We start from the raw sequence: 25,127 nt of genomic DNA, 5'->3' as shown, positions 1-25,127 counted from the left end.
ACTATAACGCGTCCCGCAGTGACTTCATTGGGGTTTTCCGAACCATATTAAAGACGGGCCAAGCGCCGGCAATAATGAGCGCACCAAATGACCAAGCGAACGTTGTTCCATACTCCCAAGGGATCACTTCCAGCTGCATGGTCCATCCGAAAGATTGTTTAAGGACAACATCGATCATGAGATCAGCCAGTACTAACCCTAATGGAATGGCGATCATCGCTGAGAAAATACCTATCACCAGAAGCTGTAAGCCACCCAATAGAACGAGTTCCTTAGCGGATAAGCCAAAACACCTGAGCAATGCAAAGTGCCGCTGACGAGAAGTTTCACCGGCTAGCGTAGAGAAGAACAATCCGAATACAGCGATAACGAGCGTAATATTGCCTAAGGTTCCTGCGATGCCAAAGGTACGGTCAAACACTTTCAACGCTTGATCATGCACTTTATTGTTATCGTAGATCCGCTCAGGTGAGAGCTTAAATTCTTGATTAAGTTTTCGAAGCAACTGGCTAGAGGCGAAACCATCTTTCAGAATAATACCCAATCCGGCTTCACCTTGATTAGCAAAATGTGTCAGCCAGTTTCTATGTGACAACATCACTTGGTTATAGGGGTTACCGTAATCGTAATAAACGCCAACAACTTGCCAATTGCCATCTAAGGGGGCTGGTAACGCAATGTAATCACCCGCTCGGATTCCCGCTTTTATTGCCATAGATTCACTGACCATCACCCCTTGGGAATGTTGTAAATGGAACCAATAATTGGGAATGGCAACTTTAAGGGTAAGCGCTTCTTTTTCACCTGCTGTATTACCAGTACTGACTGCTTGCATTGTCCCTGAAATACTGCTTATTTCCTTTTCCCAACGCCACCATACTTCTTTCACTTCATCTTGATCAGATAGCCAGGTACTCATTCTCTTTGAAATATTATTGGTCGGCATCACATATACGTCTGCCGCTAAACGCTGAGTTAACCATTTATCCGTTGTTTCACGGAAGCTTCCCACCATGGTTTCAACACCAATGTTGGTTGCAAGTGCAAGCATAAAGGCCATTGCAGCCACTCCACGATAGCTCATGCTGGCAGCACAGTCGGCGAAAAACCATCGAGCTTTCACCCATTTCAGCGAGAACGACAAACCATTAAAGATTTTCCATACAATAAAGGGCATAAAGAGCCCGACGCTTATCAACAATAGCGCGATCAAAGCAAAACCGGACTCTTGAGTTTGATTCGCTTGATGAACCGCAACAGCTGCCACCACGAATACACATGCCAGCATAGCCTGAAAGGTAAATTCCTTACCCGCAAAGCGCACAATAGACAGCTTTGCGCTTAATCGGACTGGTTGAGTTCTAAGCAGTCGGAACAACGGAAAGCTACAAGCGAGCAGCGTCCCCAAAATTGAAACCAGTAAGCTCTTCTTACTCCAGTCCCAGCTCCATTGAATATCCAACCCAACATTGGCTTTATACAAATCTTCTAAGCTCGCAGATACACTAGGCATCAATTGATTCGCTAAAAACAGCCCAAAAACATTGCCGCAAAGCCAAGCAATCACGATCCAAAAAATCAGCTCATAAACGAGTGCTAAGGTGAGCTGCCACATGGATACACCCGTTTGACGCAACACGCCAACCAATGGCTGACGTTGCACAAAGGAGAGCGTCATCGCTTGGTAGAAAATAAACAGACCAACAAAGAAAGAAAGCATGCCAAGTGCGGTCAAATTGGTATGAAAAGCCAACGTTAGCGAATCAAGTTCAGCCCGAGTATTTTGCGAAAATTTCATACCATTAGGTAAAAGCTCTTTTAGTGTTTCCACTTTTTCTGGAGGCATCTTTCCGCAGGCAATAAGATCAAACCCCGTTCGCTGGCTTAGCATCCGAATTAGCGCAATGTCCGCTATTACCCGTGTGCCCGAAAGCAAATTTTGCTCATCTACCAATAGAGGACCAAGTAACGAGCCATCCTCAAGGGTAACGTAATCCCCATCATGCCAACTCAAATGGCCAGCAAGATCCGAACTCACCATAATCGGATAAGGTGGTTCTTTTAACTTAAGGGTATTGATGTCTCGAAGTGATGCACCTTGCTGTAATTCAAGCATGGCGACGGGATCAAGCCCCGTAATAGTAAGTTCCAGGCCGCTTTGAGTTGAGATTCGGTGCGCATCAAAAGGCATACATTGATGAAAACCTTCTCTTCTTAACTGGATATAGAACCCTTGAGGGATCTTATTAGCGCTGTGGACAGGACGAATACGGTAAGGCAGAGGGTTAGAAAAAAGTTTTTCGCCAGCACTGTAGCTTTGTTTTGCATGGTGATTGATGGCAAGTACACCAACAAGAAGGGAGACGCCTAAAGTCAATCCTAGCCAGACGAGAACAATCTGCAAGGGGTGGCGCTTATAGTGACCAAGTAGTGCCTTAACTACGGGCCATAACATGCAGTTGCCCTCCTTGCAGGCGAATGCAACCTTCCATGTGTTGCGCCACTTTTTCACTGTGTGTCACGAGCAATAACGTACAGTCGAGCTGTTTTGTTAAGCTAGTAAGAAGTCGCATGACGGCTTCTGCATTTCTTTCATCTAGACTTCCTGTTGGCTCGTCCGCCAAAAGAAGTTTTGGTTCCATATACAGAGAACGTGCAATCGCAGCTCGCTGCTGCTGCCCACCAGACACTTCTTCAGGGTATCGACCAAGTAAAGGCATGAGATCAAGCGCCGAGAGTATTTGACGCCATAAGCCTCGGTCTTCTGGAAGCCCTTTGAGCTGCCTACAAAAACGTATATTGTCTGCAATATTTAGAGTGGGAAGCAAATTGAACTGTTGGAAGATGTGACCAATGTTATTTCTGCGATACGCTGTACGCTTATATTCAGGTTGCGCATGCATAGAAAATTTTGAAAACCAAATTTCGCCGGAATCGACTTGATCGATGCCTGCAATCAAATTGAGTAAAGTGCTTTTTCCTGATCCGCTTTCCCCCATTAGGGCAAGCTGCTCACCTTGCTTCAATGTCAATTCAGCCCCTTGTAGTACGGGGTGAAACTCTCCACCATCCACGTACCCTTTACATAGGTCTGAAAGATTTAACATTCACTTACTCAACTGGCTTAGTTAGAAATTAGGTATGAGAATCTACACTAAAACAGGAAGCCTAGGAAGTATTTTGACGCAGAGATCACAATATATGCACACCGTTACATGACAAGAGAGACTTATGTTCAATTTTCAACCAAATTTCTAATCCACTTCTTGCTTTTTATACGGTACGTTGATCCAAACCACTTAATGAGCTCTTCAAGCAAAAATAGTGCATAAATATATTCAGGTTTCCACCCAAGAACAATGGCACAAAACGCTGTAACCGGAATGCCAATTACCCACTGAGCAACCAGGTCTTGATAGAGGCAAAAATTTACATCCCCCCCCGCTCTCAGTACACCAACAATCGCCATCATAGGTAAAGAGCGGAGAACGATCCCAACACTTAATACCAACATGAATTTCTGGCTGAGTTCTCGTGTTTCATCAGACAATGCAGTAAATGCGTCCAAGATGTATATCTGACACAAATAAAGAAGTGTCGCTGTAACAATCCCCACTCCTATGTTCACCACCACTAAGCCGATAGCGCGATAATAAACTGACTCTAAATCCTTTGCCCCTAATTGATTACCGATGAGAGCGGCTGAGGCAGTAGAGATACCAATCATGACGCAAAGGGAAATGGATTCCACGGGAGTCATCACAGAGAGTGCAGCAAGACCCTGAACACCTGTTTGCCCCATGATTGCGTGATATACGAATAAGCCTCCAGCCCAAGCAAGAAAGTTAAATGTTGTTGGCATCGAAAGTTTCAAGAAACGAATGACGGTTTCTCGATTCCAAACGGTTACCATTTCATGGAAGCCAAAAGACAATAAATGTTTTTTGGAGTACAGATAACCGTAAAGACAGCACACTTCAATGGCGCTGCTTATCAAGGTGGCAATGGCCGCGCCTTTTATTCCCATTGCAGGTGCGCCTAAATTTCCGAAGATGAAAACCCAGTTCAGAAACACATTAGAAACAATACCAATACCACTAAAGAAAGTACTCAGACCGGGCTTTTGAATTGAACGTAGACCCACTGCCATACTCGCTACACACGCCACACCAAACATGCTAAAAGCAGTAAGCACAATATAATCAGTTCCTAAAGCAATCACTTCGGGTGAGTCGGTTGCGAGGCTCATCACTTGAGTTGGAAATAGTGAGAAACCAACAACGGTTACTGCAGCAATAAGGCTCGCTATCATCCACGTAAGCGCCGTACTTTCCTTCACACCTTTGTGATTGCCAGCTCCCCAATACTGTGCAATGAGCATGGAACCACCAGTTGTAATGCCCACCAGCATGATCGTGGTGACAAACATGGCACGTGACGCGATGCCTACTGCCGCAATGTCTGCTTCTCCGAGTTGACCTAGCATTAATACATCAACCAACCCACGGCTCGAAAACATCACACTTTGCAACGCAATAGGCAAAGCAATTGCAAACAGCTTCCGAATAAAATCCCCTCGAGTATGGTGAAATACAAGATGCATTGCTGATGTCATACGACCCTCTTGCCATCGGTTTATATTGGAGTAAGACTTTTGAAGTAAAAGTATTGGGAGAAAAAATTGGGTAGAAAAAGTATAGAAACACGTTTCCTTAGCTCTATACCCGAGCCATTTTTTGTACCTAAGTGACCTAATGATGCTTAGGTATACTAATCTATATGAATAATAAAAATAAATATACTCAATATGTTAGGGTTTCTAAATGAATAGGGGCTGTTGACCTTTCGGGATAGGTATTAGAGGTTTTATGGCTTTAAAACGAGTATTGGTACTTGGGGCATCCGGCTATGTCGGCTCACAGTTGATTCCTCTTCTATTAAAAGAGGGATACGCCGTAACGGCGGTCGCTCGCCAATTTGAACACTTAAAACGTCGTGTGCTAGAGCATCCAAACTTAACAATACAATACCTTGATTTAGCCGATCGTGAATCTACGTTAAATTTTGTTAATCACTTTGAACTCGCGTTCTTTCTCGTACATGGCATGGCACATGGGTATGACTTCATTGATTATGAGCTGTCACTGGCAGAAAATTTTCGCCAAGCCTTGGATAAAAGCCAAATCCAGCACGTTGTTTACCTGAGCTCACTTCAACCTCAGACTGGCGACTCTAAGCACTTACAAGCAAGGCGAGAAACAGGTAACGTACTAAGGCAATCTCATGTTCCTGTTACCGAAGTTCGTGCTGGTGTCATTATTGGTGCGGGCAGCGCTGCGTTCGAGATCATGCGAGACTTCGTCTATAACCTCCCTATCTTAATTACACCGAAGTGGGTAGGCTCCAAAGCTAACCCAATCGCACTGGATAATTTAAATCATTACCTGTTAGCACTCGCAAAAGATACTCCGAGTGAAAACCAAGTATTCGAAGCAGGCGGCCCTGATATTTTAAGCTATCGAGAACAGTTTCAGATCCTTTGCAATGTAACGTCGAGAAAACGCCCGATTTTATCTACTCGATTACTTACACCCAAGATGGCGAGCTATTGGTTAGGTATGGTAACTTCTGTTCCTTCCAGTATTGGGAAGGCATTATTAGCAGGGCTCACACACGATTTTATAGCCGACAGCCAAGCACTAGAACGTAAATTCCCTCAACCTTTAATACCGTTCAAAAAAGCCGTTGCATCCGCTATTTCAAGTGAAGGTGCTTATTTGAAATCCAACGTATGGGGTTTCGATCCTTCAGCGCTTAAGAGATGGCAGCCAGGCTTTGGCTACTACCCAAAAAAGACGGGTGCTAGCATACAAACCGAAATGGATGCGCAAAGCCTCTGGAAAGTGGTTAAAGAAATTGGGAGCCATGACAAAGGATACTTCTTTGCTACATGGATGTGGCGACTTCGAGAGTGGATGGATGTGTTAGTTGGCGGATCGCTTCCAGTAAGGCAAAAGCCCAGCGATTCTGTATTAAAAGAAGGCGACTATATCGATTCTTGGAAAGTCATTAAACACGAAGAAAACGCCTTTATTTCTTTGTTGTTTGGAATGAAAGGTCCTGGACTAGGGCGGTTAGAATTCTCCCTAAAAGACCACGGAAACTACCGAGAGTTGAACGTCACCGCTTGGTGGCACCCTAAAGGCTTTTTAGGATTGCTCTATTGGTTTGCAATGATGCCTGCACACCTATTTGTTTTTCAAGGAATGATCAAAGCCATTGTTCAACAAGCAAAGCTTGAGAATAAGGCAAAAAAATAGGAAGCCACTTGGCTCCCTACTATACCTATCTGGATCTATTTTCTATCTAACCTGAACTCGGGATAAGGGGTTAGCTAATCTATTCAAATACAGGTAGATTTCCAACATATGAATTCTAATGAGCCATTTTTGCTTAAGACAAGGCGAAGCCACGAACCAATAACGGGTTATTGGGAGGGGGTTCAACGAAGTAATAAGTAAAAAGAGCCATTAGAAAGCAATCTGTTATCCCGAGTTCAGGTTATCTAGGTCTATTTATCCATACCATAGCCAAGTGGAATTTCGGCTAACTGCGGCCCCTGGTTATTTGGGTACACCAAATACTCACCATGGTATTTCACCTTCGATTTATAATCGGTAACTTTATGAACCAAAAATCCTTGCTCCGTCGCCAAGCGAATAAATTCCGCGTGGTTGCCACGCACATACCAGCTCATTGGCTTGATTAAATCAGCGCCTTCAAAACAATCATCGCATTGATGTGAACAGAGCAAAAATGAACTGTCACCTTCTGTAAAGACTTGAATCTTCTCTCGGGCATCATATTCAGTACACACAGCCCAACCCTTAGCTTCCATGAAATCGATAAAACCTTCAATTTCGCTATCTAAAACAGGAGTCGCGTCTTTATCTACTGGCGTAAATTCAGCGTATAACTGAGAAATTTGACGAAACAACAAAAGCAGATCGAGTTGCGTACCTTTGCTTCGACCTGATTTTTGCCAGCGAATTAAATCTCCACTGACAACACGATGAAAACGCTGACCTTTAATCGCACGTGTAATCCAGCGAAGAATAAAGTGTGTATTGCTCACCGGTGTATCAGCTAAACGCCCTTTATTGTGCTCTTCTGCCATTTCATCTAAAGCAGTATTAACAAGGTTTTGAATCTCAATATGGTATTTAGACATTACGCCTTTCTTCCTAACGTCCAGTAAAATAGTGCGGATAATACCGCACAGAGCGTCATCATCATAATCATTGGTACTTGTGTATTCGACGGCATAAAGGCAACCAGAGCCCCCATAAGAGATCCGATCCCAAACCTCAGCGTGCCCGCTAAAGAAGAGGCTGTACCTGCCATCTTAGGGTAACCGCTAAGCAGTAGCGCCATGCTGTTACTGCCGATTGTCGCAATAGTACCGACAAACAGCATAACAAAGGGAACAATACCCCATAACCCTAAATCAAATAGCCAGCCGAGAAAAAGCCCAACTCCTGCAATCAATTTAAGCGTTAACCCAAGTCTTAGCATCCAGTGTGAGCCCACTTTTTTTACAATCCGACCGTTGAGAATCGTCATCAGGATCATGCAGATAATATTCAATCCAAATAGATAACCAAATTGATCAGGAGTGACATGATAAAGATCGATATAAACAAAAGAGCCAGCAGTTAAAAAGACAAACATGCCAGAAAATGAAAACGCACTTGAAAGAATGAGACCTAACGCCAGTGGATTGGTACACAATTTAGCGTAGTTCCTCAAACTTGTTCTGAAATTTAATGGCTGACGGTTCTCTGGTGCCAGTGTCTCTGGGATTTTCCATAAAACAGCAGCGATAACGACAGCAGAAAAGATGGCCAATGTCCAAAAGATCGAACGCCAACCAAACCAGACGGCGAGGTGACCACCGATCATTGGTGCAACCAGCGGAGCAAGCGTAACCACTAATGTAATAAAGGACATCGTTCGAGAAAAGTCTTCTCTATCGAACATATCCCTGACCACAGCCTGTATAACAACCGCTGCCGCAGCTCCGGCAAACCCTTGCGCGACACGCACAGACATTAATGCATCAATACCCGTTGTGGTGGCCGACACTATTGAGGCAAGCGCAAATAATACGACACCTATAAGCAGCACTGGTCTCCTGCCATAACTGTCTGCCAATGGACCATGCAGCAGCTGCCCAAATGCAAACCCTAACGTATACGCGGTTAATGTAATTTGCACTTCACCCGCGGTTACTCCTAGATCTTTTGCTATCGCAGGCATTGCAGGCAAATACATATCGATCGCGAGCGGTGTAAGAGCCCCGATGGCTCCTAAAATAATGAACAGCAATAAGCTGAGTTGAGGTGTCTTTTGAGAAGACATAACTCTCCTAGAGAAAAGATGAGAAAAAACTGTCAGTAATAGATATATCAATTCCAACCTATAGACACGAAAATGCCTAAAGGTTACTGGCTTTGCGTCCCTTAGGCTTAATCAAGAATAGACAGAATCAATTTCTTCTTGGGTTAGATAACGGTATTCACCAGGTTCTAGGTCTTCATCCAAATAGATGTCACCGATGCGCTCTCGGTGGAGCCCTTCTACTTTATTGCCAAGTGCCGCAAACATTCGCTTAACTTGATGGTACTTACCTTCATGAATCGTCAGCAGTACTTCTTTTTCATCAATAATTTCGAGCTGAGCTGGCAAAGTTGGCTCTTTTTCATTTCTGAGCTCAATTCCCTGTGTGAATCGGTCAACATACTCTTGTTGCACAGGATCAGCAAGCCACACACGATAGGTTTTTTCGCACTTATGTTTTGGTGAAGTAATACGGTGCGACCATTTACCGTCATCGGTAATGAGAACTAACCCTGTTGTATCCACATCCAGCCTACCCGCGAAGTGCAAATTTTCCATTTTCACTTCATCTAGTAAAACAAATGCGGTGTGGTTGAACCCATCTTCATGGGAACATACAAAACCATCAGGCTTGAATAACATAATGTATCGCGGACCTTGCATGGTGATAGTTCGCCCTTGCCATTCAACGTCGCATGCCTCGGTTACTTTGAAGGCACCGCTTTTTTGCATGGTGTCATTGACGGTTACATCGCCACTTTTAATGATCTTTGTGGCTTCTTTACGTGTTGCTCCTAGAGCATCACAGAGAAATTTGTCTAAACGCATGGATACCTCATAACTACTAAGTCGGGTATTATACCCAGCAAATAAAAATAAATGACGATTTTCATTACTGTATGTACACCCTTCGCCCCTACCAAGCCGATTCCGTTAAAGCGGTTGTGCATTATTTTCGTAAAAATAACTCACCTGCGGTAATAGTGCTCCCAACCGGTGCAGGCAAAAGCCTCGTAATTGCTGAATTGGCTCGCCTAGCAAAAGGAAGAGTGTTAGTCCTTGCTCACGTAAAAGAACTTGTTGAGCAAAATCATGCCAAGTACGAAGGGTATGATTTGCAAGGTTCCATTTACTCGGCAGGTTTAGGGCGCAAAGAGACGGATCAGCAAGTTGTGTTTGCCTCTGTCCAATCTGTCGTCCGAAACCTTGACGCCTTTGCAAACCAATTTTCGTTACTGGTTATCGACGAGTGTCATCGTGTTCCCGACAATACCAGCAGCAGCTATCGCAAAGTCATCAGCCATGTTCAATCCATTAACCCTGGAATTAAAGTACTTGGTTTAACCGCCACACCTTACCGCTTAGGAATGGGTTGGATTTACCAGTACCACACTCGAGGGTTGGTCCGCAGTGAAGAACCTCGTTTCTTCCGCGACTGTATTTTCGAACTTCCGATTCGCTACCTACTCGACGAAGGCTTTCTAACACCGGCAAAGCTTATCGATGCACCAGTATTGAGTTACGACTTTTCTCAGCTCAAGCCCGCTTCCACCGGACGATATAAAGAGTCCGAGATGGACTTGGTGATAGAGCAGTCAAAACGAGCGACACCTCAAATTGTCCAACAAATTATTGCTCAAGCTCTAGACCGACACGGCGTTATGATTTTTGCCGCAACAGTCAGACATGCCCAAGAAATCCTTTCCATCTTGCCAGAAAATGAATGCTCTCTCGTCATCGGTGATACAGAAACTAAAGAACGTGACCGTATTATCCAATCTTTTAAAAATCGCGAGATCAAATTCCTTGTTAATGTATCAGTTTTGACCACTGGTTTTGATGCACCTCACGTCGATTTAATTGCAATTTTACGCCCTACCGAATCTGTGAGTTTGTACCAGCAAATCGTTGGGCGAGGGCTTCGTCTTTCGAACGGAAAAACAGAATGTTTGGTGCTCGATTACGCCGGAAATAGTTACGACCTTTATCAACCTGAAATAGGTAACCCAAAACCAGACTCTGATAGCGAAATCATAACCATACCTTGCCCATCTTGCGGCTTTAACAACAGCTTTTGGGGCAAACTTGACGCAGCCGGCTTCTTAATCGAACACTATGGCAGGAAATGCCAAGGCTACTTCGAAGAAGAAGATGGCACGCGAGAGCACTGCGACTACCGCTTTCGCGCGAAATACTGCCCTGACTGCGGCGCTGATAATGACATCGCCGCTCGTATCTGCCATGAGTGCGACGCCACATTAGTAGACCCCGACAAAAAGCTGAAAGAAGCGTTGAACCTGAAAGATGCGTTAGTTTTTGAATGCACGGATATGCAGCTCTCTGTTCATAAAAACGAGAAAGGCAAACCGCAGCTTAAAGTCACTTATTACGGTGATAACAATGCTCAGGTCCATCAGTTTTGGTCGCTGACGACTAAAAAACAGAAAGAGACATTTCAAAAAATGTTTGTTCGCCCTCATCTAGCGGACCGCCATCGCCCATTCGAAGAGAGCTCACCCACAAAGGTGGTCAACCACCAGCACCGATTCCGCTTGCCTCAGTTTGTCATTGCAAGAAAATCTGGGCGATTCTGGACAATGCGCGACAAGATTTTTGCAGATGAACTCACGCAATAAAGCTTTAAGATCTATGCGATGAGCTCTGAGCTTACCATTCAGATTTAGCGTTCACCGAGCACTTCAAATTCATCGTAAACCAATCTTGCTTTTCCGTCGGCTTGAAGCTGCCAATGCTCACGATGAACCACACCATAGGCTTTGTTCATCTGCCATTGGGCACTCAAAATGTAACCACCTTCGCCTTCTGGTTGCCAATCTATATTGGAATATTCGACCTCAGTAAAACCTTGGCCAATGAGATTTGCCCAAAACGTTTCTATCTCTTCTCTTCCTTTAAATGTGCCAAATGGCTTAGCCACCATTTCTGTGTTCTCGGCGTATTGAGATGCGCAACCTTCTGCATCTCCTTGATTGAACGCATTTTTCCAAGCCTCAATCCCAGCCTTACAAGCGTTAAGAGTTTCTTGCGACATTTTCGTATTTCCTATGTTGTATGGGTGAACAACAAGAAATTTACCGTTATGATTAGTAAAGAAAAACAAATCAATTAGAAATGACTGTTTAATCAGACAGAACAATTATGGATAGATTTCGTCAAATGACGCTGTTTATGAACATCGTCGAAGAAGGGTCAATTACCAAGGCAGCAAACCGCTTGGACTTATCCAAGTCGGTGTTAAGTCAGCACTTGAAACAACTTGAATCCGACCTTAAGACAACACTCCTCAAACGCACGACGCGAAAGCAAGTTCTCACCGTTGCAGGACAAAAATTCTATGATCACTGCCGTGAAATGCATTCCATTGCTAACTTGGCGTGGGAAGAGGTACAAGAACAGCAAACAGAACCTAGTGGAAAACTTACCCTAACAGCCCCCAACGCACTCATGGAAAGCGTTGTCGTGCCTGCATTAGTCGATGTATTTACCAGCTATAAGAACGTCTCATTAGATTTGATTTGCAGTGATCAACAACTCGACCTAATGGAACATGATATTGATCTGGCAGTTCGAGTCGGCTTTTCTAAAGACAGTAATTACAAACAAAAAAGAATCGGGGAATTTACTGACATCTTATGCAGATCTAAGAAAACGATAACTCAATCGCACAAGCCCCCTTACATAGCCAACCATTGGCAGGGGCAAAAAATTGTTCATCAAATGGCTCACAACCAAACTGGTGTATCCAAGGAGATGGCGTTTACACCTACACATCGCACCAATACTGTTTATCAAACAAAATCGCTGATATCGAAAGGAATGGGCATTGGTTTGATTCCCGACATTCTCATAGATGCTAAAGATGAACTCGTCCCAGTGATAGAAAATTATCATTTGGCCCCGACTCCAGTTTTCGTACTCCATCCCTTTAAATCCGCAGTTCCCATTAGTGTTTCCGTAGCAATGAACGCCATAGAAACCTCGTTGCATATGAGAGATAAGTATGATAAAAATTACGTCTGTAAGAAAGTGTAAGATTCATAAACAATTGAGCCGATGAGTAAGGACTCAATAGTCTCCTGCATGTAAAATGACCACACTTCCATCATCCGAGTAGTCAATCTGAATTGATTGCCCTTCTTGTTTAATCGGATTGATTGAATGGTAAAAAGAAACTAAGCAATATACCGCTAGGCACGCTTTTCATAGGCGTCCTGCGATTATGATTGAAGTATCTTTTTTTGCCCGCCATTCGCGGGCTTTTTTGTAATCTGTTTTCAAAAGAGGGTGCTTTGAGCCAATTTATTAATCTTTTCAGAAAGCTGGCTGCTTTTATTGCAGTCGCAATTGCATTTGCTTTTGTATACGGAAAGATACCAGAAGAGCAGGAAATGCTCGCGCTTAATGCTCTCATCATTTTTGCGGTTATCGCTTATAAACGTAAACGAGTGTACCAAGCTAAAAAAGCTCGCTAGCCTTGTCCCTAAGAGTCAATTAACATCAATCAATTAAAATCAGCCCATTACCTCAACCCTTTCTTGCTTCGCGCTTCTCTTCAAAACTCGTCATTTATTCTCAAGTTTGGCAGATTGTTGTTGTCATGCCTAAGTTCACTTTCTATTCATTTTTACTTGTTTATACTCCTTTACAGTTATCGCTTTTAAGGTAAGTCTATGTTTCGACATCCTATTGCAGCTATCGCTCTGCTTCTGCTCCCACTTGGGGTAAGTCAGGCCTATGCTTTTCAAGATGAATCTCCAAATTCAATTGTGATCGACGTTCCGCACGATGGGACTCGAATTGAAATCGATGAAGATCAGGATGATGTCTATGAAGCTGTTCAAGCAGGACGTATTCAGCCATTTTCCGCTTTGTATCAGGCGGTTGAAAATCAACTAAATGGTCGGGTAATTAAAGTCGAGCTAGATGAAGATGATGACCAATGGATATATGAGCTCAGGCTAGTACACGACAACAATGTCATCAAAGTCGAATACGACGCCAGCACACTTGAACTCATGCAGATCAAGGGCAGAAACCTTAATCAAGTCATAAAACAAAATAAGAAGTAAACAAAATGAAAGTACTCGTAGTAGAAGATGAGCCTCGTTTAGGCGAGCAAATTATTGAAACTCTTGAGCAGGCTGGCTGGGTTCCCGAATTATCAGAAGATGGGATTGATGCCTTGTATAGAGCCACGTCCGAAGAGTGGGACATGATCGTACTGGATCTTGGGCTACCAAAATTGGACGGTTTAACAGTACTTAAAGGGATACGAGATGAGAATATAAATACCCCTGTCATTATTCTTAGTGCTCGCGATACCCTATCTCAGCGTGTTGAAGGCTTGAATGCTGGCGCAGACGATTACTTAACGAAACCTTTTGAAATGGTTGAATTGATTGCACGTATACGCGCCCAACTGCGCCGTGCTTCTGGCAATGCATCGCCTATTATGCAGGTCGGTGATTTAAGCTTAGACACGCGCACCTCCAAAGTATTATGGCAAGGACAAGCAATTAGCCTTACCGCGCTCGAATACAAAGTAGTTGCCTACTTTATGCACAATGCGGAAAAAGTAATTTCCAGAACAGAACTGGTAGAGCATATATACAAACAAGATTTCGATCGGGATTCTAATACCATCGAAGTGTTTATTGGACGAATTCGCAAAAAAATCGCGCCAGATGTGATTAAAACAGTGCGCGGACTTGGATATCAACTGAATGCTAATTAAACCCGCTTTTGTACGGCACTTAAGCCTAAGAAACCGCCTTCTTGCTGGGGCGGTTATTTGGTTAGGGTTAATGGTATTCTCGGCTGGTCTTCTTATCCCAAATTTAATCAAAGATTATCTAGAAGAAGACATTCGGCAGCAACTCAGCCTGTCTTTGGACGAGCTCACAGCCAACATTGATGTAGATGGTCAAGGTAGAATGGTCATGCCTTTTAGGTTATCCGACCCTCGGTTCAACCGCCCCTACAGCGGGCTATATTGGATGGCAGTCACCGAAAACCAAGTCATGCGATCACGTTCGCTATGGGACCAGTTAATCACCTTTAAGCGCTTCAAAGGAGCTAGAGGCGCGAATGGTGAAAAGCTCGTTTATATTCAAAGAAATATCTACTTGCCCGATTTTTCTGAACCTATAACTATTACTGTGGGGTTAGATGAACAACCTTTGGAAGATACACTCCACGCTTTAATGGGTCAGATATCTCTGGTGCTTATGTTGCTTTTTGTCGGCATCCTAATCCTAATTGGGCTTCAAGTTTCTTGGTCGCTTCGACCTCTCGGGAAAATGCAGAAAGAGTTACATAAGCTGCGATCAGGAGAGCAAAGCGCCCTAGAAAACAACTACCCTAAAGAGGTTCAGCCTCTGACTTCGGATTTGAATGCCTTGCTTTTCCATTATCAGGAATTATTGCAGCGCGCTCGAAATCACGCAGGCAATTTATCTCACGCTTTAAAAACACCCATTTCCGTTCTTAAAAACGAAGTATCCCAACTCGATGTGGATACCAAAGGAAAACTTGAACCTTCCCTCATCAACTTACAGCAGCAAATTGATTACCATTTAGGACGCGCTCGAATGGCGGGATCAATGCATATTTTGGCTGTCAGTTGCCAACCGAGCGATCAAGTTGATGCGATTTCCATCGCGTTTGATAAGGTATTCGCAGACAGAGAAATCCTACTCATCAACGAGCTAGACTCGGATTTGAAAGTCGCGGTTGAAGCGACAGATATGGATGAAATGCTGGGTAACTTACTCGAAAATGGTTACAAATGGGCGAAATCTCAGATCCGCGTCTACTCAGAGCCCGTTTCCGAAACTCAAGTAGCATTGGTTGTTGAAGATAATGGTCCGGGCATTCCGGATGAAAAGAAAGATCTCGTAATGAAACGAGGAGTTCGCCTCGATGAAGAAACACCAGGTTCAGGACTGGGTTTAAACATTGTTCAAGAAATGGCGCACAGCTATCGAGGACAGCTTATTTTGGAAGACAGCGATTCAGGCGGCACCAAAGCCAAACTGATCATTAACTTGTGTACAAATCAGAAAAAGCGCTAGCGAATAGGCAGGGCAAATTGCTTTTTAACCTGTCCAAACGCAAAGCTAGACTCTATCGACTCAATATGCGGTAAGCAAGTCAACTCTTTACGGATAAACCTTTCGTAAGTCTGTAAAGAGTGGCTGACCACTCTAAGGAGATAATCGTGGCTACCTGTCATTAAGAAACACTCCATTACTTCCTCCATATCTTGCACCATTACCTCGAACTGATGAATATTATCTTCCGTCGGTTTTTCTAGCTTTACCAACACAAAAACATTGATTGGTAACCCACACTTTTCTTGGTCTACATGAGCATGATACCCCTGTAGTAACCCTTCTTTTTCAAGTGCTCTTACCCTTCTTAAACATGGGGAAGGCGATAACGATACCCTATCTGCCAGTTCTTGATTTGTTAGCCGACCATCTCTTTGCAGTTCATTCAATATCTTTTTATCAATGTTATCCATAAGTTGCTCAATATCATTCTGAATTAAAAAATTCTGCTAAATAATGATTAATTTAGAGCATATATTGCAATCATTCACCCTGAGCTTGCACTTAAAATTAACAATATCTTAACCAAACCGTGCAAGGATGCTTTATGAAACCTGAAAAACAACTTAGTCCTCTAAGAAACTCCACGTCCGAAGACAGTGCATTTGCGCTTGCCATAGAACAAGCCGAGCACTTTGGTATTGATGTCGAAACAGATTACGGTCGTACATTAGTAGAACTTGCTACAACCTTATATAACGCAAACAGCAAAACCCACGACTTATGGGCTATTACCATGGATGGGTTAACCGAATTGGACAAAAGCGACCGAATTGCATGGTTTAACGCTAAAAGGTTTCTCTCATTTCAGTTAGCGAAAATCCTAGATAACCTTCAAAACCCGATGCGTGCCACTTATCAATCCATTGCAACCAATAAAGGCCATTTTTCCCCTAAAGGGGCATACCCAATCTTTGACAATGTTGCCGCCATATTTTCAGCAAGCCCCGTTATTACTCGAACGGCAACTTATCTATTTGCCTGTACCGAATGGGTCGAAGATGCGTTCAATGGTAGAGAGCCATTACATGAAATTTACTCTCGCCTACTCAATCCAACCTCTATCAGCTTGGCGAATCACATCGTAGATATCGAAACCGGAACAAATGCAGATCAATATCTAGCTTGGAATTTTAACTCCGGAATGGCTGCGATTGATGGACTACTTAGCCATACTCTCGGTCGAGAAGACATCGTTATCGCTTCCCGAAATATATATGGCGGCTCATACCAGTTATTACACGATTGGTACCGAAAATCTTCTAATCTGGATGTCGCTATTGAGTGGGTAGATGGCTATGAAGCTAGCGACTTTTCCGCAGCCATGGATACGGTGGCAGAAAAATATTCAGACAGAATCCAAACTGGTAAGCAAATTTATATTTACTTAGAAAGTCCATGTAATCCCCACGGCTACGTGCTTGATGTTGCTGGTATATCCAAAGCCGCTCACCAACGTAACTGGATGGTGATGGTCGATACCACTGTTGGAACACCTTTTTTACACCCCGTTTTAAAGAAAGATGATCCCATAGAGCGACCGGATTTTGTTATCCATTCCTACACGAAAGAACTCGCAGGCTCAGGAACAACAACGGCTGGTGTGGTCATTGGTCGTAATGAAGAAATGTTCATTCCCAAAGGCGATTCTGTTAGCTACAAGGCGGCCAATGGTAAAATTCGCCAACGCAACTGGGATGAAACCCTTTTTTGGAATGTTTACTATGTAAAAGGCGCTTTTCTCGATGCTGATAAAGCATTTGAAGTCTTGAACGGTATGAAGACATTTGAGCTGCGAGTGATTCAAAAATCGGTGAATACACTGGCATTAGCACGAGTATTTGATGCTCACCCTGATATTAATGTGTCATGTCCTGGGCTAGAAAGCAGCCCTAATTACCCTGTCCTTAAGGAGAATATGCATTTATCGTTACCCGCCTCCTTATTTACTATCGATATGGAAGGAAGCGGAGGTCGGGAAGCTATAAACCAAGACGTCTATAAGCAGTTTTTCGATATGTTAGAACCCGCGATAGGGATGCAAGTCAGCCTTGGGCAGACGAATACGGTGGCGCTCTGCCCCGCCATGACTACGCATTCAGAGCTCTCAGAAAAAGCTCAAGAGGACGCAGGCATAACCCCCACCACCATGCGTATTTCGGTCGGCTTAGAAGATCCAAGAATGTTCCTTGCTCATATCGTAAATGCAGCAAAACTATCGATAGACTTGGCACACTCAGATTTTTCAACCCAATTCCCAAGTGCTGAAAAAATCGATGAGATTTATCTCAGTACGTACATGGAAGTCCACCAGAAATTTTCAATGAGTACACCTAGTTTCAATCAGTACTCTGAATAGGGTTTGCTCTAGCTTAAATCAAGCCAATAAGTACCAAAAAACACTTAAGTACTTATTGGTTTTAGTTCCAATATCCAATACTTGCCTGCTGAGATCACGAGTCGCCAATAAACTCATTGCTTTGATAAATGCAATGTCATTAAATAATTCACTTATAAAAACAAATTCGAAAACATTACTACAAAAACAATAAGTTATTCGATTAACAAAGATCCATACACATATATTTAATGTAAATTGCATCTAGAAACACATTCTTCGTGTTCTGCCCGTCAGGAAGACAAACTATATATTGGCTAGTTAAAACTGCATTTTCAAAATGCAGGAAAAGGATATTTCACCGTGTTTAAGTATGCTGGGCAAATCTCGCCTACAAAAAAGTTAAATTTGCGCCCTAATAAAATTGTTATCGCCCTTTGTGCTTCAATTTTACCCGCTTCCTACTTCCCTAACGCAATCGCTGCAAACTCTGTGTCTCTGAGCTTAAATCATTTACAGAAACAGAATGCTTTATCAAGTACTCAAGGAGTTCAACAGACGGTCAATGTCACGTCGAGTAGTAACGCTGTTTTATCTGAACTCAAAAAGGTTTACGCACTTTCGGATAATGAAGAGTTCCAACTATTAAAAAGTGTACATTCATCTTCCGGACAGCTTCATCAAAGGTACGTTCAAACGATTAACGGTGTGCCTGTATATGGCAAACAGGTATCAATCCATGTTGATGACCAAGGTGTCTACTGGTTAGGTGGGCAAGTATTAGTCGGGGCAAATCAAGATGTTCAATCAGGCGCACTTCTTCGTACTCTGACTGATTTAGAAGCAAAGAACTTAGCAAAAGCGTATTTTGATGCCAATTTTGCGAAAGGAAAGTTATGGACTTTTGAGCGCGAGAATAGCCTCGCCACCATTGCATTAAAAGAACAACAAGCATTCGAGGTTAAACATGTTACGTTCATCGCGACACCTTATGGTCACGTAGCAAACCCTATTCGTTTCAACGCGTTTGTAAATAAACAAGGAAAGGTTATCGAAGCGTGGAATTCCATGACACATGCCCAAGCAAGTGGTCCTGGCGGGAATCTAAAAACGGGGCGATACAATTACGGGACAGAATACAACCACCTAGAAGTGACTCAAAATGGAACTGAGTGCTTACTAGAAAACGATCGGGTTAGAACTCTTAACATGAACCACTCTAAATATGGAGGCTCGGTTCATTCTTTTACTTGTTCAACAAACAATGATAAAGAAATTAATGGCGCGTATTCACCATTAAACGATGCTCACTATTTTGGTGGGGTTGTATTTGACCTCTATAACGATTGGTTCCAACTTTCTCCATTAAGCCAAAAGTTAGAGATGCGAGTCCATTACGGCAACAGCTACGAGAACGCGTTCTGGGATGGTCAAAGAATGACCTTTGGGGATGGTGCCAGCCGCTTTTACCCACTAGTAAGCCTAGATGTCGTCGCACATGAAGTCTCCCACGGTTTTACCGAGCAAAACAGCGGTCTTATCTACTCAAACCAATCTGGAGGCATCAACGAATCGTTTTCAGATGTCGCAGGCGAAGCCGCAGAGTACTTTATGACGGGCAGCAATGATTGGCTGGTCGGAGAAACGATATTCAAAGCGACGGGTCAGGCACTTCGATATTTAGAAGATCCTACCAGAGATGGCAGCTCTATAGGTCATGCCGATAACTATTACGACGGTCTTGATGTTCACTACAGCAGTGGGGTATTCAACCGGGCTTTTTACTTACTCACAAACTCGACTGGATGGAATATTCAAAAAGCATTCACTGCCTATGTGGATGCCAATCGATTTTATTGGACCCCCAGTACCACATATGTCGAAGGCGCATGCGGAGTGATTTTAGCAGCACGAGACAAAGGGTATGACTGGCAAAAAGCCTTTGAATCATTTCAACAGGTAGGTGTCGTTTGCGACGATATACCAATTGATACAGACGGCGATGGTATGCCTAACACATGGGAAATCACTTATGGGTTGGATGAAACGAGTGCAAGTGATGCTGAACTGGATGGTGACAGTGATGCCTTAACAAACTTGCAAGAGTTTTCATATAAAACTAACCCACTAGTTCCAGACACTGACGGTGACGGTATCAATGATGGTGAAGAGGTCAGAATTGGAACAAAACCAACCGATGTCGATTCTGACTCCGATGGTTTACCTGACGGCTGGGAAAAAAATATCGGTCTGGATCCATTAGACTCTGCCGATGCAATTTTAGATTTAGATTCCGATGGCTTTACAAATAGCCAAGAATATCAAATGGGTACTAGAGCAAACGATGCCTACTCTTACCCACCTTTACTATCAACCCTCCATGAATCTTTTGAAAATGGTTCACCAATTGGTTGGAGCACACCAACCGAGGCAACCAAAGGCTGGATTATTTCAAATTCCAACAACACTCATGGAGTGGCAAGTTTTGTCTCTGCTGACATTGAAGATAACCAATCATCGCAGGTTACATTTTCAAATATCTTTGCTTCGGGCATATTAACATTTGATTATAAAGTCGAATCTGAAAAATATTTCGACTACTTTGAAATGTACTTAAACGATAGTTTGGTGATTAAGACATCGGGTTATCACTCAGAGAGTGTAACTATTGCCGTTCAGGAAGGATTCAACACTCTTCACTTCAAATTCTCTAAAGACTACTCCCTGTCTTCTGGGTTTGATTCTGCATGGATTGATAACGTTAAATTTGTTGCGACCGACTCAGACTCTGATGGGATGAGTGATTCATGGGAAAACAAATATGGTTATGACCCGCAAAACGCAGGCGATGCTAGCTTAGATGGTGACAATGATAATTTAACCAACCTAGAAGAACATAATGTTGGCACAAATCCGAATTTATCGGATAGCGACAATGACGGTCTTTCAGATTATATAGAAATCAATGATTCCCATAGTAATCCAACAATTCATGATACCGATAACGACGACATTCCAGATGGTTGGGAATATGAAAATGGTTTAAATCCAAACGATCCATCCGATCGAGATTCTGATGCCGATTCTGACACGCTATCAAACTATGATGAATACGTTCACCAAACAAACCCACAAAATTCCGACAGCGATAGTGATTTACTCAGTGACGGTGAAGAGATTAATACTGTTGGTTCAGATCCACTGAACTCCGACACTGACTCTGACCACCTTCCAGATGGCTGGGAAATGGAGCACAACCTAAACCCTCTTTTAGAATCCGATGCCACTTCCGATGAAGACAATGACGGGTTAAATGCATTGCAGGAATTTGAGATAAAATCCAACCCTAACAAGTCTGATTCTGATGGTGATAGCATGCCAGATAAATGGGAGCACGATAATAATCTCGATCCAACTGATGCGGCTGATGCTGCTGGGGATGCTGACGGAGATTCACTAACAAATTTGGGCGAATACATCGCGAAAACCAACCCAATGGACCCTGATACTGACAACGACGGCATGCCAGACGGAAGTGATTCGGCTCCAACCCAAAAACAAGTTGAAACAGGTGGTTCCAGTGGAGGCTCTACTTCAATGCTCGCTTTGTTTGGATTGTTCTTACTTGCTCTAACACGTCGAAAAAATAGAATCTAGTCAGCAAAAGCCCTTGAGAATTCTCAAGGGCTTTATCATTCCAATTCAGATCAATCCGCATTAGGTAGCAGTATATGAGCAGTTGCCAAGTTCAAAGATTTCGGCTGAATAACCGAAACAAACCCGTCGGAGTAATAATCTTGTGATTCATTAATTACGCTAGGAGACGTTACTTTTAAAGGAACCGATTCCCAATGCTTCGTTTTCAGTTCGACTTCCTCCGCAAAGCGATCACGTTCTTGATCAACATTTGGGTCGATTTTGTGAAGTAGCGTTACGATGCCATTATAATGAGAAATTTTAAGCCCTGCGTCATAGCTTATTGCTCCCAACCACACGGGTTGGTTTATATCTGAGTTAACACCAATATTCCACCAACGCACATGGCTTCTGTTCAGTAAGTCACCTGGTAGCTGATACGCAAGCCATTGAGGTTCACCTTTCCAATACAGATCAGATACAGGAGGAACCCTTTTATCCAGCATCGACAAATAGTCTTTTACTTTGAATTGATTTCGGCTAAATGTACGGTTCTTTATCCACCCCATCTTGTTCATCAAAATGTGGGGGGACTCACCGATAAAGACAAGATTTATCGCTTGTGCGTCGTACACATCGGCTCTTCCCGGATACACATTAAAGTCAGTCCTTGCAAGACTGCGATGATTTGATGGTATAGGTTTATTTGCAGGGTAACTTTGAATAAAAAAGTGATAATAATTCAGACCCAATAATCCTATCGCTCCAAAAACTAACACTCTGGATACTGATTTTCTAACTCCAAACTTTCGGATCCAATAGACGCTGAATACAAAAACAACAGATAATAGGGAAATTAGCGCTATATGTTCTTTTACAAAAACTTGAATTTGGGTGAGTAGTTCAAAAGATTCCAGTCCATAAGAAATAAGATAACCCCAGAATACAAATTGACCCACTCCTATGAAAACGCCGATGGAATCATAAAGAGTAAAACGGCGCCAACTTACCCTGCTTCCTCCAGCAATAAATGGGACAACCCAGGCAACAGGACCAAGTAGACGAGCGAAAGTAATCACCCAAGCACCTTTTCGATGCATCAAAAGCCGAGCTCGTGCAAATACCCTACGTAAACTTGGTTTTGTGTGAATTAGTTTACGCTGAATGCGATAACCGAAGTTCCAACCAATGAAGTAACTGCATTGATCACCAACCAATGCCCCTAAAAGCACGGCTAGTACCCCAGCAGGACTTCCCTGCTGAAGCAAGTAGCCTGCACTCAGCAGGAATGGCTCCCCCATCACAATTAAATTCGGACCTATTAACCCATCCAATAATGCACCAAGGAATAACGTAAGCATTTCCATTAGCGAGTGTAATGCCCGAATTTATACTCCATTTCTTGATTACGCATCTCACCAAAGAAAAATCGCCTAACATTCGCTTTCAGATACACCCATCCTGTTGCGGCAAAGCCGTCTTGATCTAAGCGTCGAGGGTCGAATTCAAACGTCATAGGCAGGAAACGAAAACGCCATGTTTGGCTTGCACGTTTCACATAGTCACAGTCTTCACACAACGTAATTTGCTCATCAAACCCATCTAGATCGGCATGAGCTCTTTTGGTCGAAAAGATACAAGCTCCCACTGCTGTTGGAAACACAAACTGAGTAGCAAATAATCCTATATTGAACAGCCCGTATCCCGCCTTATGCGCTAAGGGAAGATCTTTTGATCCCATGTAGATGCCAGCAACTTCTAGCTTCGTTTCTGATAGTTTTTCTATTGCATTTTGTAGGAATGATGGTCTTAGCCGAACATCCGCATCCAAAAATAGCAGTCGATTATGTTTAGCTTTTGAAGCACCAGTATTCCTGCCCAAGCTGACACCTCTTTCCCCCATGTTGTATACCGTGAGGGCTGGTAAGTCGTCACCAAACGAAGACGCTACGTTGATTGTTTCATCATCACTGTTAGAATCCACCACAATCACTTCAAAGTTTCGATAGCTCTGCTGGCTTAAATCTTTTAGCAGATTAGCTATTCGGGCTTCTTCATTTAATGTGATCACGATTATGCTGATAGGTTCCATAAGTTCACTCTCTCTTCTGCTTGTTCGTCACGCTTAAACTATCAAGCTGAGGATTAACTCGCGGTGAGGCTAAGATTCACTTTCCATTCATCGTACTGTAAAAATAGTGTTCTTACTTAATTGAGCATGAATTTGCTTGCTCCAAGAAAGCCAGAATGGTAGTATCCGCGCTCGCTGTTGATTGACTTGTATAAGCTAATCCAGCGCTAGCATCATCGACTAGGTCGCTATGTTGATGGTGAACTTTAAATTTTACTATTTGAGAGTAAATCTTATGAAATTCGAAGCAGTAGTACGTACTGAACAAGGTAAGGGTGCGAGCCGCCGCCTACGTCACGCTGGTCAATTCCCAGCAATCGTTTACGGTGGTGAAGCAGCGCCTGTTTCTATCGCTCTAAACCACGACGAGCTAATCAACCAAATGGATAAGCCTGAATTCTACGAAGCAATCACTCTTGTGATTGACGGTGCAGAAGTTAAGGTTAAGCCGCAAGACGTTCAACGTCACGCGTTCAAGCCAAAAGTTGAGCACATGGACTTCATCCGCATCTAATTCCTCACCAAGGAATTAGCCGGATAAATCCAGCCTTTTGCATATAAAGATTCTCGGATTTACCACCCGAAAAGTCTAAAAAATTAAAAACCCCAGCTGCTACCAACAGCTGGGGTTTTGCTTTTTCTGATGTTTTTACTTAACTGGGCAAGTCACTTCTTCCCAGAACCAGTTGTTCTGAGTAGGTGTTTCCCAAACACCGGGATCATTTTTAGCAACAAAGCATTTACCGTTATGCGTCACTTTCGCTCCAGCGCCTACATCCGTTTTTCCTGCTTCCCAAACAATAAATCCATTTGGATCTGGGTTTGGACCCGGACCTGGTCCTGGAGTAGGCACAGGATCTAACTTATCCACTACACGCACTTCTGGCCAACTTTGATGCGACAGATAGAAATTAGTCACACATTTTTCATAGTCACCTGGGACAAGTGCGGAATAGGCGGTTTGGTAACCAACAAGTTTACACTCATAAGAGATACCTTCTGGGCGATCAGCATGATAAGAAAAGTCCGCTTCCCAGTTAGTGTAAAGCACGTCTGTCGCACCATTCAGGTTCAAACTTCCATAAGGTGTTTGCTGCCAGCATGTGTTTGACTCATCCGCTTCGATTGGGATGTTGTAGTGTGCTGCTAGCCCTTCCCAGTATCGGATTCGGTTAACTGGCTGACCTTTGTTTTTGTTTTGTTCACCACATTCAATACCACCGTTGATGATATTGATGGTTGTACCAAACCCATAACCGATACCAGCATCAATTTCTCGTTGAGAAGGCTTCCACGTGCGGTCGATAACGTGCAACATGGCAGGTTTTGGCGCTTGAGGCGTTAGGTAGAACCAAATTGCTGACGCAAGGTTTAACCACGTATCCGCAACTAGCGCTGGGTTGTTCAGCAATACTGTTGCATCGCCATCGTACATTACCTCAGAAAACGGTCCGTAGTTGAAGTGGTAAGAAAGCTGTTTAGCACCACG

Annotated in this window: 21 protein-coding genes and 2 pseudogenes; 12 read left to right on the top strand and 11 right to left on the bottom strand. The window is 43.3% G+C overall.

What is annotated here, in order from left to right; genetic code table 11:
• Position 1: 1 nt before the first annotated feature.
• The 3 genes from VPNCDNU1_RS01960 to VPNCDNU1_RS01950 all read right to left on the bottom strand — a co-directional run bounded on the left by VPNCDNU1_RS01960 (position 2) and on the right by VPNCDNU1_RS01950 (position 4,615).
• Positions 2-2,455 (bottom strand): ABC transporter permease, encoded by a 2,454-nt coding sequence (locus VPNCDNU1_RS01960; RefSeq protein ID WP_104398799.1) that lies wholly within the window; start codon positions 2,453-2,455, stop codon positions 2-4.
• On the bottom strand, positions 2,436-3,107 hold the full coding sequence (locus VPNCDNU1_RS01955; RefSeq protein ID WP_101112216.1) for an ABC transporter ATP-binding protein: 672 nt from the start codon (positions 3,105-3,107) through the stop codon (positions 2,436-2,438). Before VPNCDNU1_RS01955 ends, VPNCDNU1_RS01960 begins: the two co-directional genes overlap by 20 nt.
• Positions 3,108-3,235: 128 nt before the next feature.
• Positions 3,236-4,615, bottom strand: a complete 1,380-nt coding sequence (locus VPNCDNU1_RS01950) for an MATE family efflux transporter (RefSeq protein WP_174715123.1) — start codon at positions 4,613-4,615, stop codon at positions 3,236-3,238.
• A gap of 253 nt (positions 4,616-4,868) precedes the next feature.
• On the opposite strand from VPNCDNU1_RS01950, the gene VPNCDNU1_RS01945 reads away from it, so the two are divergent.
• A complete protein-coding gene (locus VPNCDNU1_RS01945; RefSeq protein ID WP_104398798.1) occupies positions 4,869-6,320 on the top strand; it encodes a DUF2867 domain-containing protein in 1,452 nt (483 codons plus the stop codon).
• Positions 6,321-6,571: 251 nt separating this feature from the next.
• Here the strand turns inward: VPNCDNU1_RS01945 and VPNCDNU1_RS01940 are convergent, their stop codons facing one another.
• The 3 genes from VPNCDNU1_RS01940 to rsuA form a co-directional block, all read right to left on the bottom strand.
• Positions 6,572-7,231: a DUF2913 family protein gene (locus tag VPNCDNU1_RS01940; protein WP_104398797.1), complete on the bottom strand. Its 660-nt coding sequence runs from the start codon at positions 7,229-7,231 to the stop codon at positions 6,572-6,574.
• Positions 7,231-8,421 (bottom strand): Bcr/CflA family multidrug efflux MFS transporter, encoded by a 1,191-nt coding sequence (locus VPNCDNU1_RS01935; protein WP_104398796.1) that lies wholly within the window; start codon positions 8,419-8,421, stop codon positions 7,231-7,233. The genes VPNCDNU1_RS01940 and VPNCDNU1_RS01935 overlap by 1 nt, the downstream gene beginning before the upstream one ends.
• A gap of 111 nt (positions 8,422-8,532) precedes the next feature.
• Positions 8,533-9,228 carry a 16S rRNA pseudouridine(516) synthase RsuA gene (gene rsuA / locus VPNCDNU1_RS01930; protein WP_104398795.1) on the bottom strand — a complete coding sequence of 232 codons (696 nt, stop codon included), beginning with the start codon at positions 9,226-9,228 and terminating at the stop codon, positions 8,533-8,535.
• A gap of 71 nt (positions 9,229-9,299) precedes the next feature.
• Between rsuA and VPNCDNU1_RS01925 the strand changes: the two genes are divergently transcribed.
• Complete coding sequence (locus VPNCDNU1_RS01925) at positions 9,300-11,036, top strand: DEAD/DEAH box helicase (protein WP_104398794.1); 1,737 nt, start codon at positions 9,300-9,302, stop codon at positions 11,034-11,036.
• A gap of 44 nt (positions 11,037-11,080) precedes the next feature.
• On the opposite strand, the gene VPNCDNU1_RS01920 is transcribed toward VPNCDNU1_RS01925, so the two are convergent.
• Positions 11,081-11,452 (bottom strand): YybH family protein, encoded by a 372-nt coding sequence (locus tag VPNCDNU1_RS01920; RefSeq protein ID WP_104398793.1) that lies wholly within the window; start codon positions 11,450-11,452, stop codon positions 11,081-11,083.
• A gap of 107 nt (positions 11,453-11,559) precedes the next feature.
• Here VPNCDNU1_RS01920 and VPNCDNU1_RS01915 point away from each other — a divergent pair, with 107 nt between their 5' ends.
• From VPNCDNU1_RS01915 to VPNCDNU1_RS01895, 5 genes are all read left to right on the top strand, one after another.
• Positions 11,560-12,453 (top strand): LysR family transcriptional regulator, encoded by an 894-nt coding sequence (locus VPNCDNU1_RS01915; RefSeq protein WP_104398792.1) that lies wholly within the window; start codon positions 11,560-11,562, stop codon positions 12,451-12,453.
• A 257-nt stretch (positions 12,454-12,710) separates the two neighbouring features.
• Positions 12,711-12,893: a hypothetical protein gene (locus VPNCDNU1_RS01910; RefSeq protein ID WP_104398791.1), complete on the top strand. Its 183-nt coding sequence runs from the start codon at positions 12,711-12,713 to the stop codon at positions 12,891-12,893.
• A 198-nt stretch (positions 12,894-13,091) separates the two neighbouring features.
• Positions 13,092-13,490, top strand: coding sequence for a PepSY domain-containing protein (locus tag VPNCDNU1_RS01905; RefSeq protein WP_104398790.1), 399 nt, complete (start codon positions 13,092-13,094; stop codon positions 13,488-13,490).
• A 5-nt stretch (positions 13,491-13,495) separates the two neighbouring features.
• A complete protein-coding gene (locus VPNCDNU1_RS01900; RefSeq protein WP_104398789.1) occupies positions 13,496-14,155 on the top strand; it encodes a response regulator transcription factor in 660 nt (219 codons plus the stop codon).
• A complete protein-coding gene (locus tag VPNCDNU1_RS01895; RefSeq protein ID WP_104398788.1) occupies positions 14,145-15,494 on the top strand; it encodes an ATP-binding protein in 1,350 nt (449 codons plus the stop codon). Before VPNCDNU1_RS01900 ends, VPNCDNU1_RS01895 begins: the two co-directional genes overlap by 11 nt.
• Here VPNCDNU1_RS01895 and VPNCDNU1_RS01890 read toward each other — a convergent pair.
• A complete protein-coding gene (locus VPNCDNU1_RS01890; protein ID WP_104398787.1) occupies positions 15,491-15,946 on the bottom strand; it encodes an Lrp/AsnC family transcriptional regulator in 456 nt (151 codons plus the stop codon). The two genes, VPNCDNU1_RS01895 and VPNCDNU1_RS01890, sit on opposite strands and share 4 nt — an antisense overlap.
• Before the next feature lie 134 nt (positions 15,947-16,080).
• Here VPNCDNU1_RS01890 and VPNCDNU1_RS01885 point away from each other — a divergent pair, with 134 nt between their 5' ends.
• The 4 genes and pseudogenes from VPNCDNU1_RS01885 to VPNCDNU1_RS29380 all read left to right on the top strand — a co-directional run bounded on the left by VPNCDNU1_RS01885 (position 16,081) and on the right by VPNCDNU1_RS29380 (position 21,528).
• Positions 16,081-17,892 carry a trans-sulfuration enzyme family protein gene (locus VPNCDNU1_RS01885; protein ID WP_104398786.1) on the top strand — a complete coding sequence of 604 codons (1,812 nt, stop codon included), beginning with the start codon at positions 16,081-16,083 and terminating at the stop codon, positions 17,890-17,892.
• A gap of 342 nt (positions 17,893-18,234) precedes the next feature.
• Positions 18,235-18,615 (top strand): annotated as a pseudogene (locus VPNCDNU1_RS29390) (hypothetical protein); the annotation flags it as partial.
• A 297-nt stretch (positions 18,616-18,912) separates the two neighbouring features.
• Positions 18,913-19,965, top strand: a pseudogene (locus tag VPNCDNU1_RS29385) (M4 family metallopeptidase); the annotation flags it as partial.
• A gap of 3 nt (positions 19,966-19,968) precedes the next feature.
• Positions 19,969-21,528 carry a GlyGly-CTERM sorting domain-containing protein gene (locus VPNCDNU1_RS29380; RefSeq protein ID WP_442758989.1) on the top strand — a complete coding sequence of 520 codons (1,560 nt, stop codon included), beginning with the start codon at positions 19,969-19,971 and terminating at the stop codon, positions 21,526-21,528.
• A gap of 50 nt (positions 21,529-21,578) precedes the next feature.
• Here the strand turns inward: VPNCDNU1_RS29380 and VPNCDNU1_RS01875 are convergent, their stop codons facing one another.
• Positions 21,579-22,868, bottom strand: a complete 1,290-nt coding sequence (locus VPNCDNU1_RS01875; protein WP_237324068.1) for an LssY C-terminal domain-containing protein — start codon at positions 22,866-22,868, stop codon at positions 21,579-21,581.
• A gap of 5 nt (positions 22,869-22,873) precedes the next feature.
• Positions 22,874-23,599, bottom strand: a complete 726-nt coding sequence (locus tag VPNCDNU1_RS01870) for a glycosyltransferase family 2 protein (RefSeq protein WP_104398783.1) — start codon at positions 23,597-23,599, stop codon at positions 22,874-22,876.
• Between the two features lie 274 nt (positions 23,600-23,873).
• Between VPNCDNU1_RS01870 and rplY the strand changes: the two genes are divergently transcribed.
• On the top strand, positions 23,874-24,152 hold the full coding sequence (gene rplY / locus VPNCDNU1_RS01865; protein WP_104398782.1) for a 50S ribosomal protein L25: 279 nt from the start codon (positions 23,874-23,876) through the stop codon (positions 24,150-24,152).
• Between the two features lie 135 nt (positions 24,153-24,287).
• Here the strand turns inward: rplY and VPNCDNU1_RS29040 are convergent.
• On the bottom strand, positions 24,288-25,127 hold an 840-nt coding region (locus VPNCDNU1_RS29040), incomplete at its 5' end, for a chitinase (protein ID WP_237324067.1).

The sequence above is a fragment of the Vibrio penaeicida genome (assembly GCF_002933855.1).
Lineage (GTDB): Bacteria > Pseudomonadota > Gammaproteobacteria > Enterobacterales > Vibrionaceae > Vibrio > Vibrio penaeicida_A.
Note: the sequence above shows the minus strand (reverse complement) of the source record. Positions and strands in the feature narration are given on the sequence as shown.

Coding starts and splice junctions, on each gene's coding strand:
- VPNCDNU1_RS01960 (WP_104398799.1), bottom strand. CDS start 2,455: ATGTTATGGCCCGTAGTTAAGGCACTACTTGGTCACTATAAGCGCCAC.
- VPNCDNU1_RS01955 (WP_101112216.1), bottom strand. CDS start 3,107: ATGTTAAATCTTTCAGACCTATGTAAAGGGTACGTGGATGGTGGAGAG.
- VPNCDNU1_RS01950 (WP_174715123.1), bottom strand. CDS start 4,615: ATGACATCAGCAATGCATCTTGTATTTCACCATACTCGAGGGGATTTT.
- VPNCDNU1_RS01945 (WP_104398798.1), top strand. CDS start 4,869: ATGGCTTTAAAACGAGTATTGGTACTTGGGGCATCCGGCTATGTCGGC.
- VPNCDNU1_RS01940 (WP_104398797.1), bottom strand. CDS start 7,231: ATGTCTAAATACCATATTGAGATTCAAAACCTTGTTAATACTGCTTTA.
- VPNCDNU1_RS01935 (WP_104398796.1), bottom strand. CDS start 8,421: ATGTCTTCTCAAAAGACACCTCAACTCAGCTTATTGCTGTTCATTATT.
- rsuA (WP_104398795.1), bottom strand. CDS start 9,228: ATGCGTTTAGACAAATTTCTCTGTGATGCTCTAGGAGCAACACGTAAA.
- VPNCDNU1_RS01925 (WP_104398794.1), top strand. CDS start 9,300: ATGTACACCCTTCGCCCCTACCAAGCCGATTCCGTTAAAGCGGTTGTG.
- VPNCDNU1_RS01920 (WP_104398793.1), bottom strand. CDS start 11,452: ATGTCGCAAGAAACTCTTAACGCTTGTAAGGCTGGGATTGAGGCTTGG.
- VPNCDNU1_RS01915 (WP_104398792.1), top strand. CDS start 11,560: ATGGATAGATTTCGTCAAATGACGCTGTTTATGAACATCGTCGAAGAA.
- VPNCDNU1_RS01905 (WP_104398790.1), top strand. CDS start 13,092: ATGTTTCGACATCCTATTGCAGCTATCGCTCTGCTTCTGCTCCCACTT.
- VPNCDNU1_RS01900 (WP_104398789.1), top strand. CDS start 13,496: ATGAAAGTACTCGTAGTAGAAGATGAGCCTCGTTTAGGCGAGCAAATT.
- VPNCDNU1_RS01895 (WP_104398788.1), top strand. CDS start 14,145: ATGCTAATTAAACCCGCTTTTGTACGGCACTTAAGCCTAAGAAACCGC.
- VPNCDNU1_RS01890 (WP_104398787.1), bottom strand. CDS start 15,946: ATGGATAACATTGATAAAAAGATATTGAATGAACTGCAAAGAGATGGT.
- VPNCDNU1_RS01885 (WP_104398786.1), top strand. CDS start 16,081: ATGAAACCTGAAAAACAACTTAGTCCTCTAAGAAACTCCACGTCCGAA.
- VPNCDNU1_RS01875 (WP_237324068.1), bottom strand. CDS start 22,868: ATGCTTACGTTATTCCTTGGTGCATTATTGGATGGGTTAATAGGTCCG.
- VPNCDNU1_RS01870 (WP_104398783.1), bottom strand. CDS start 23,599: ATGGAACCTATCAGCATAATCGTGATCACATTAAATGAAGAAGCCCGA.
- rplY (WP_104398782.1), top strand. CDS start 23,874: ATGAAATTCGAAGCAGTAGTACGTACTGAACAAGGTAAGGGTGCGAGC.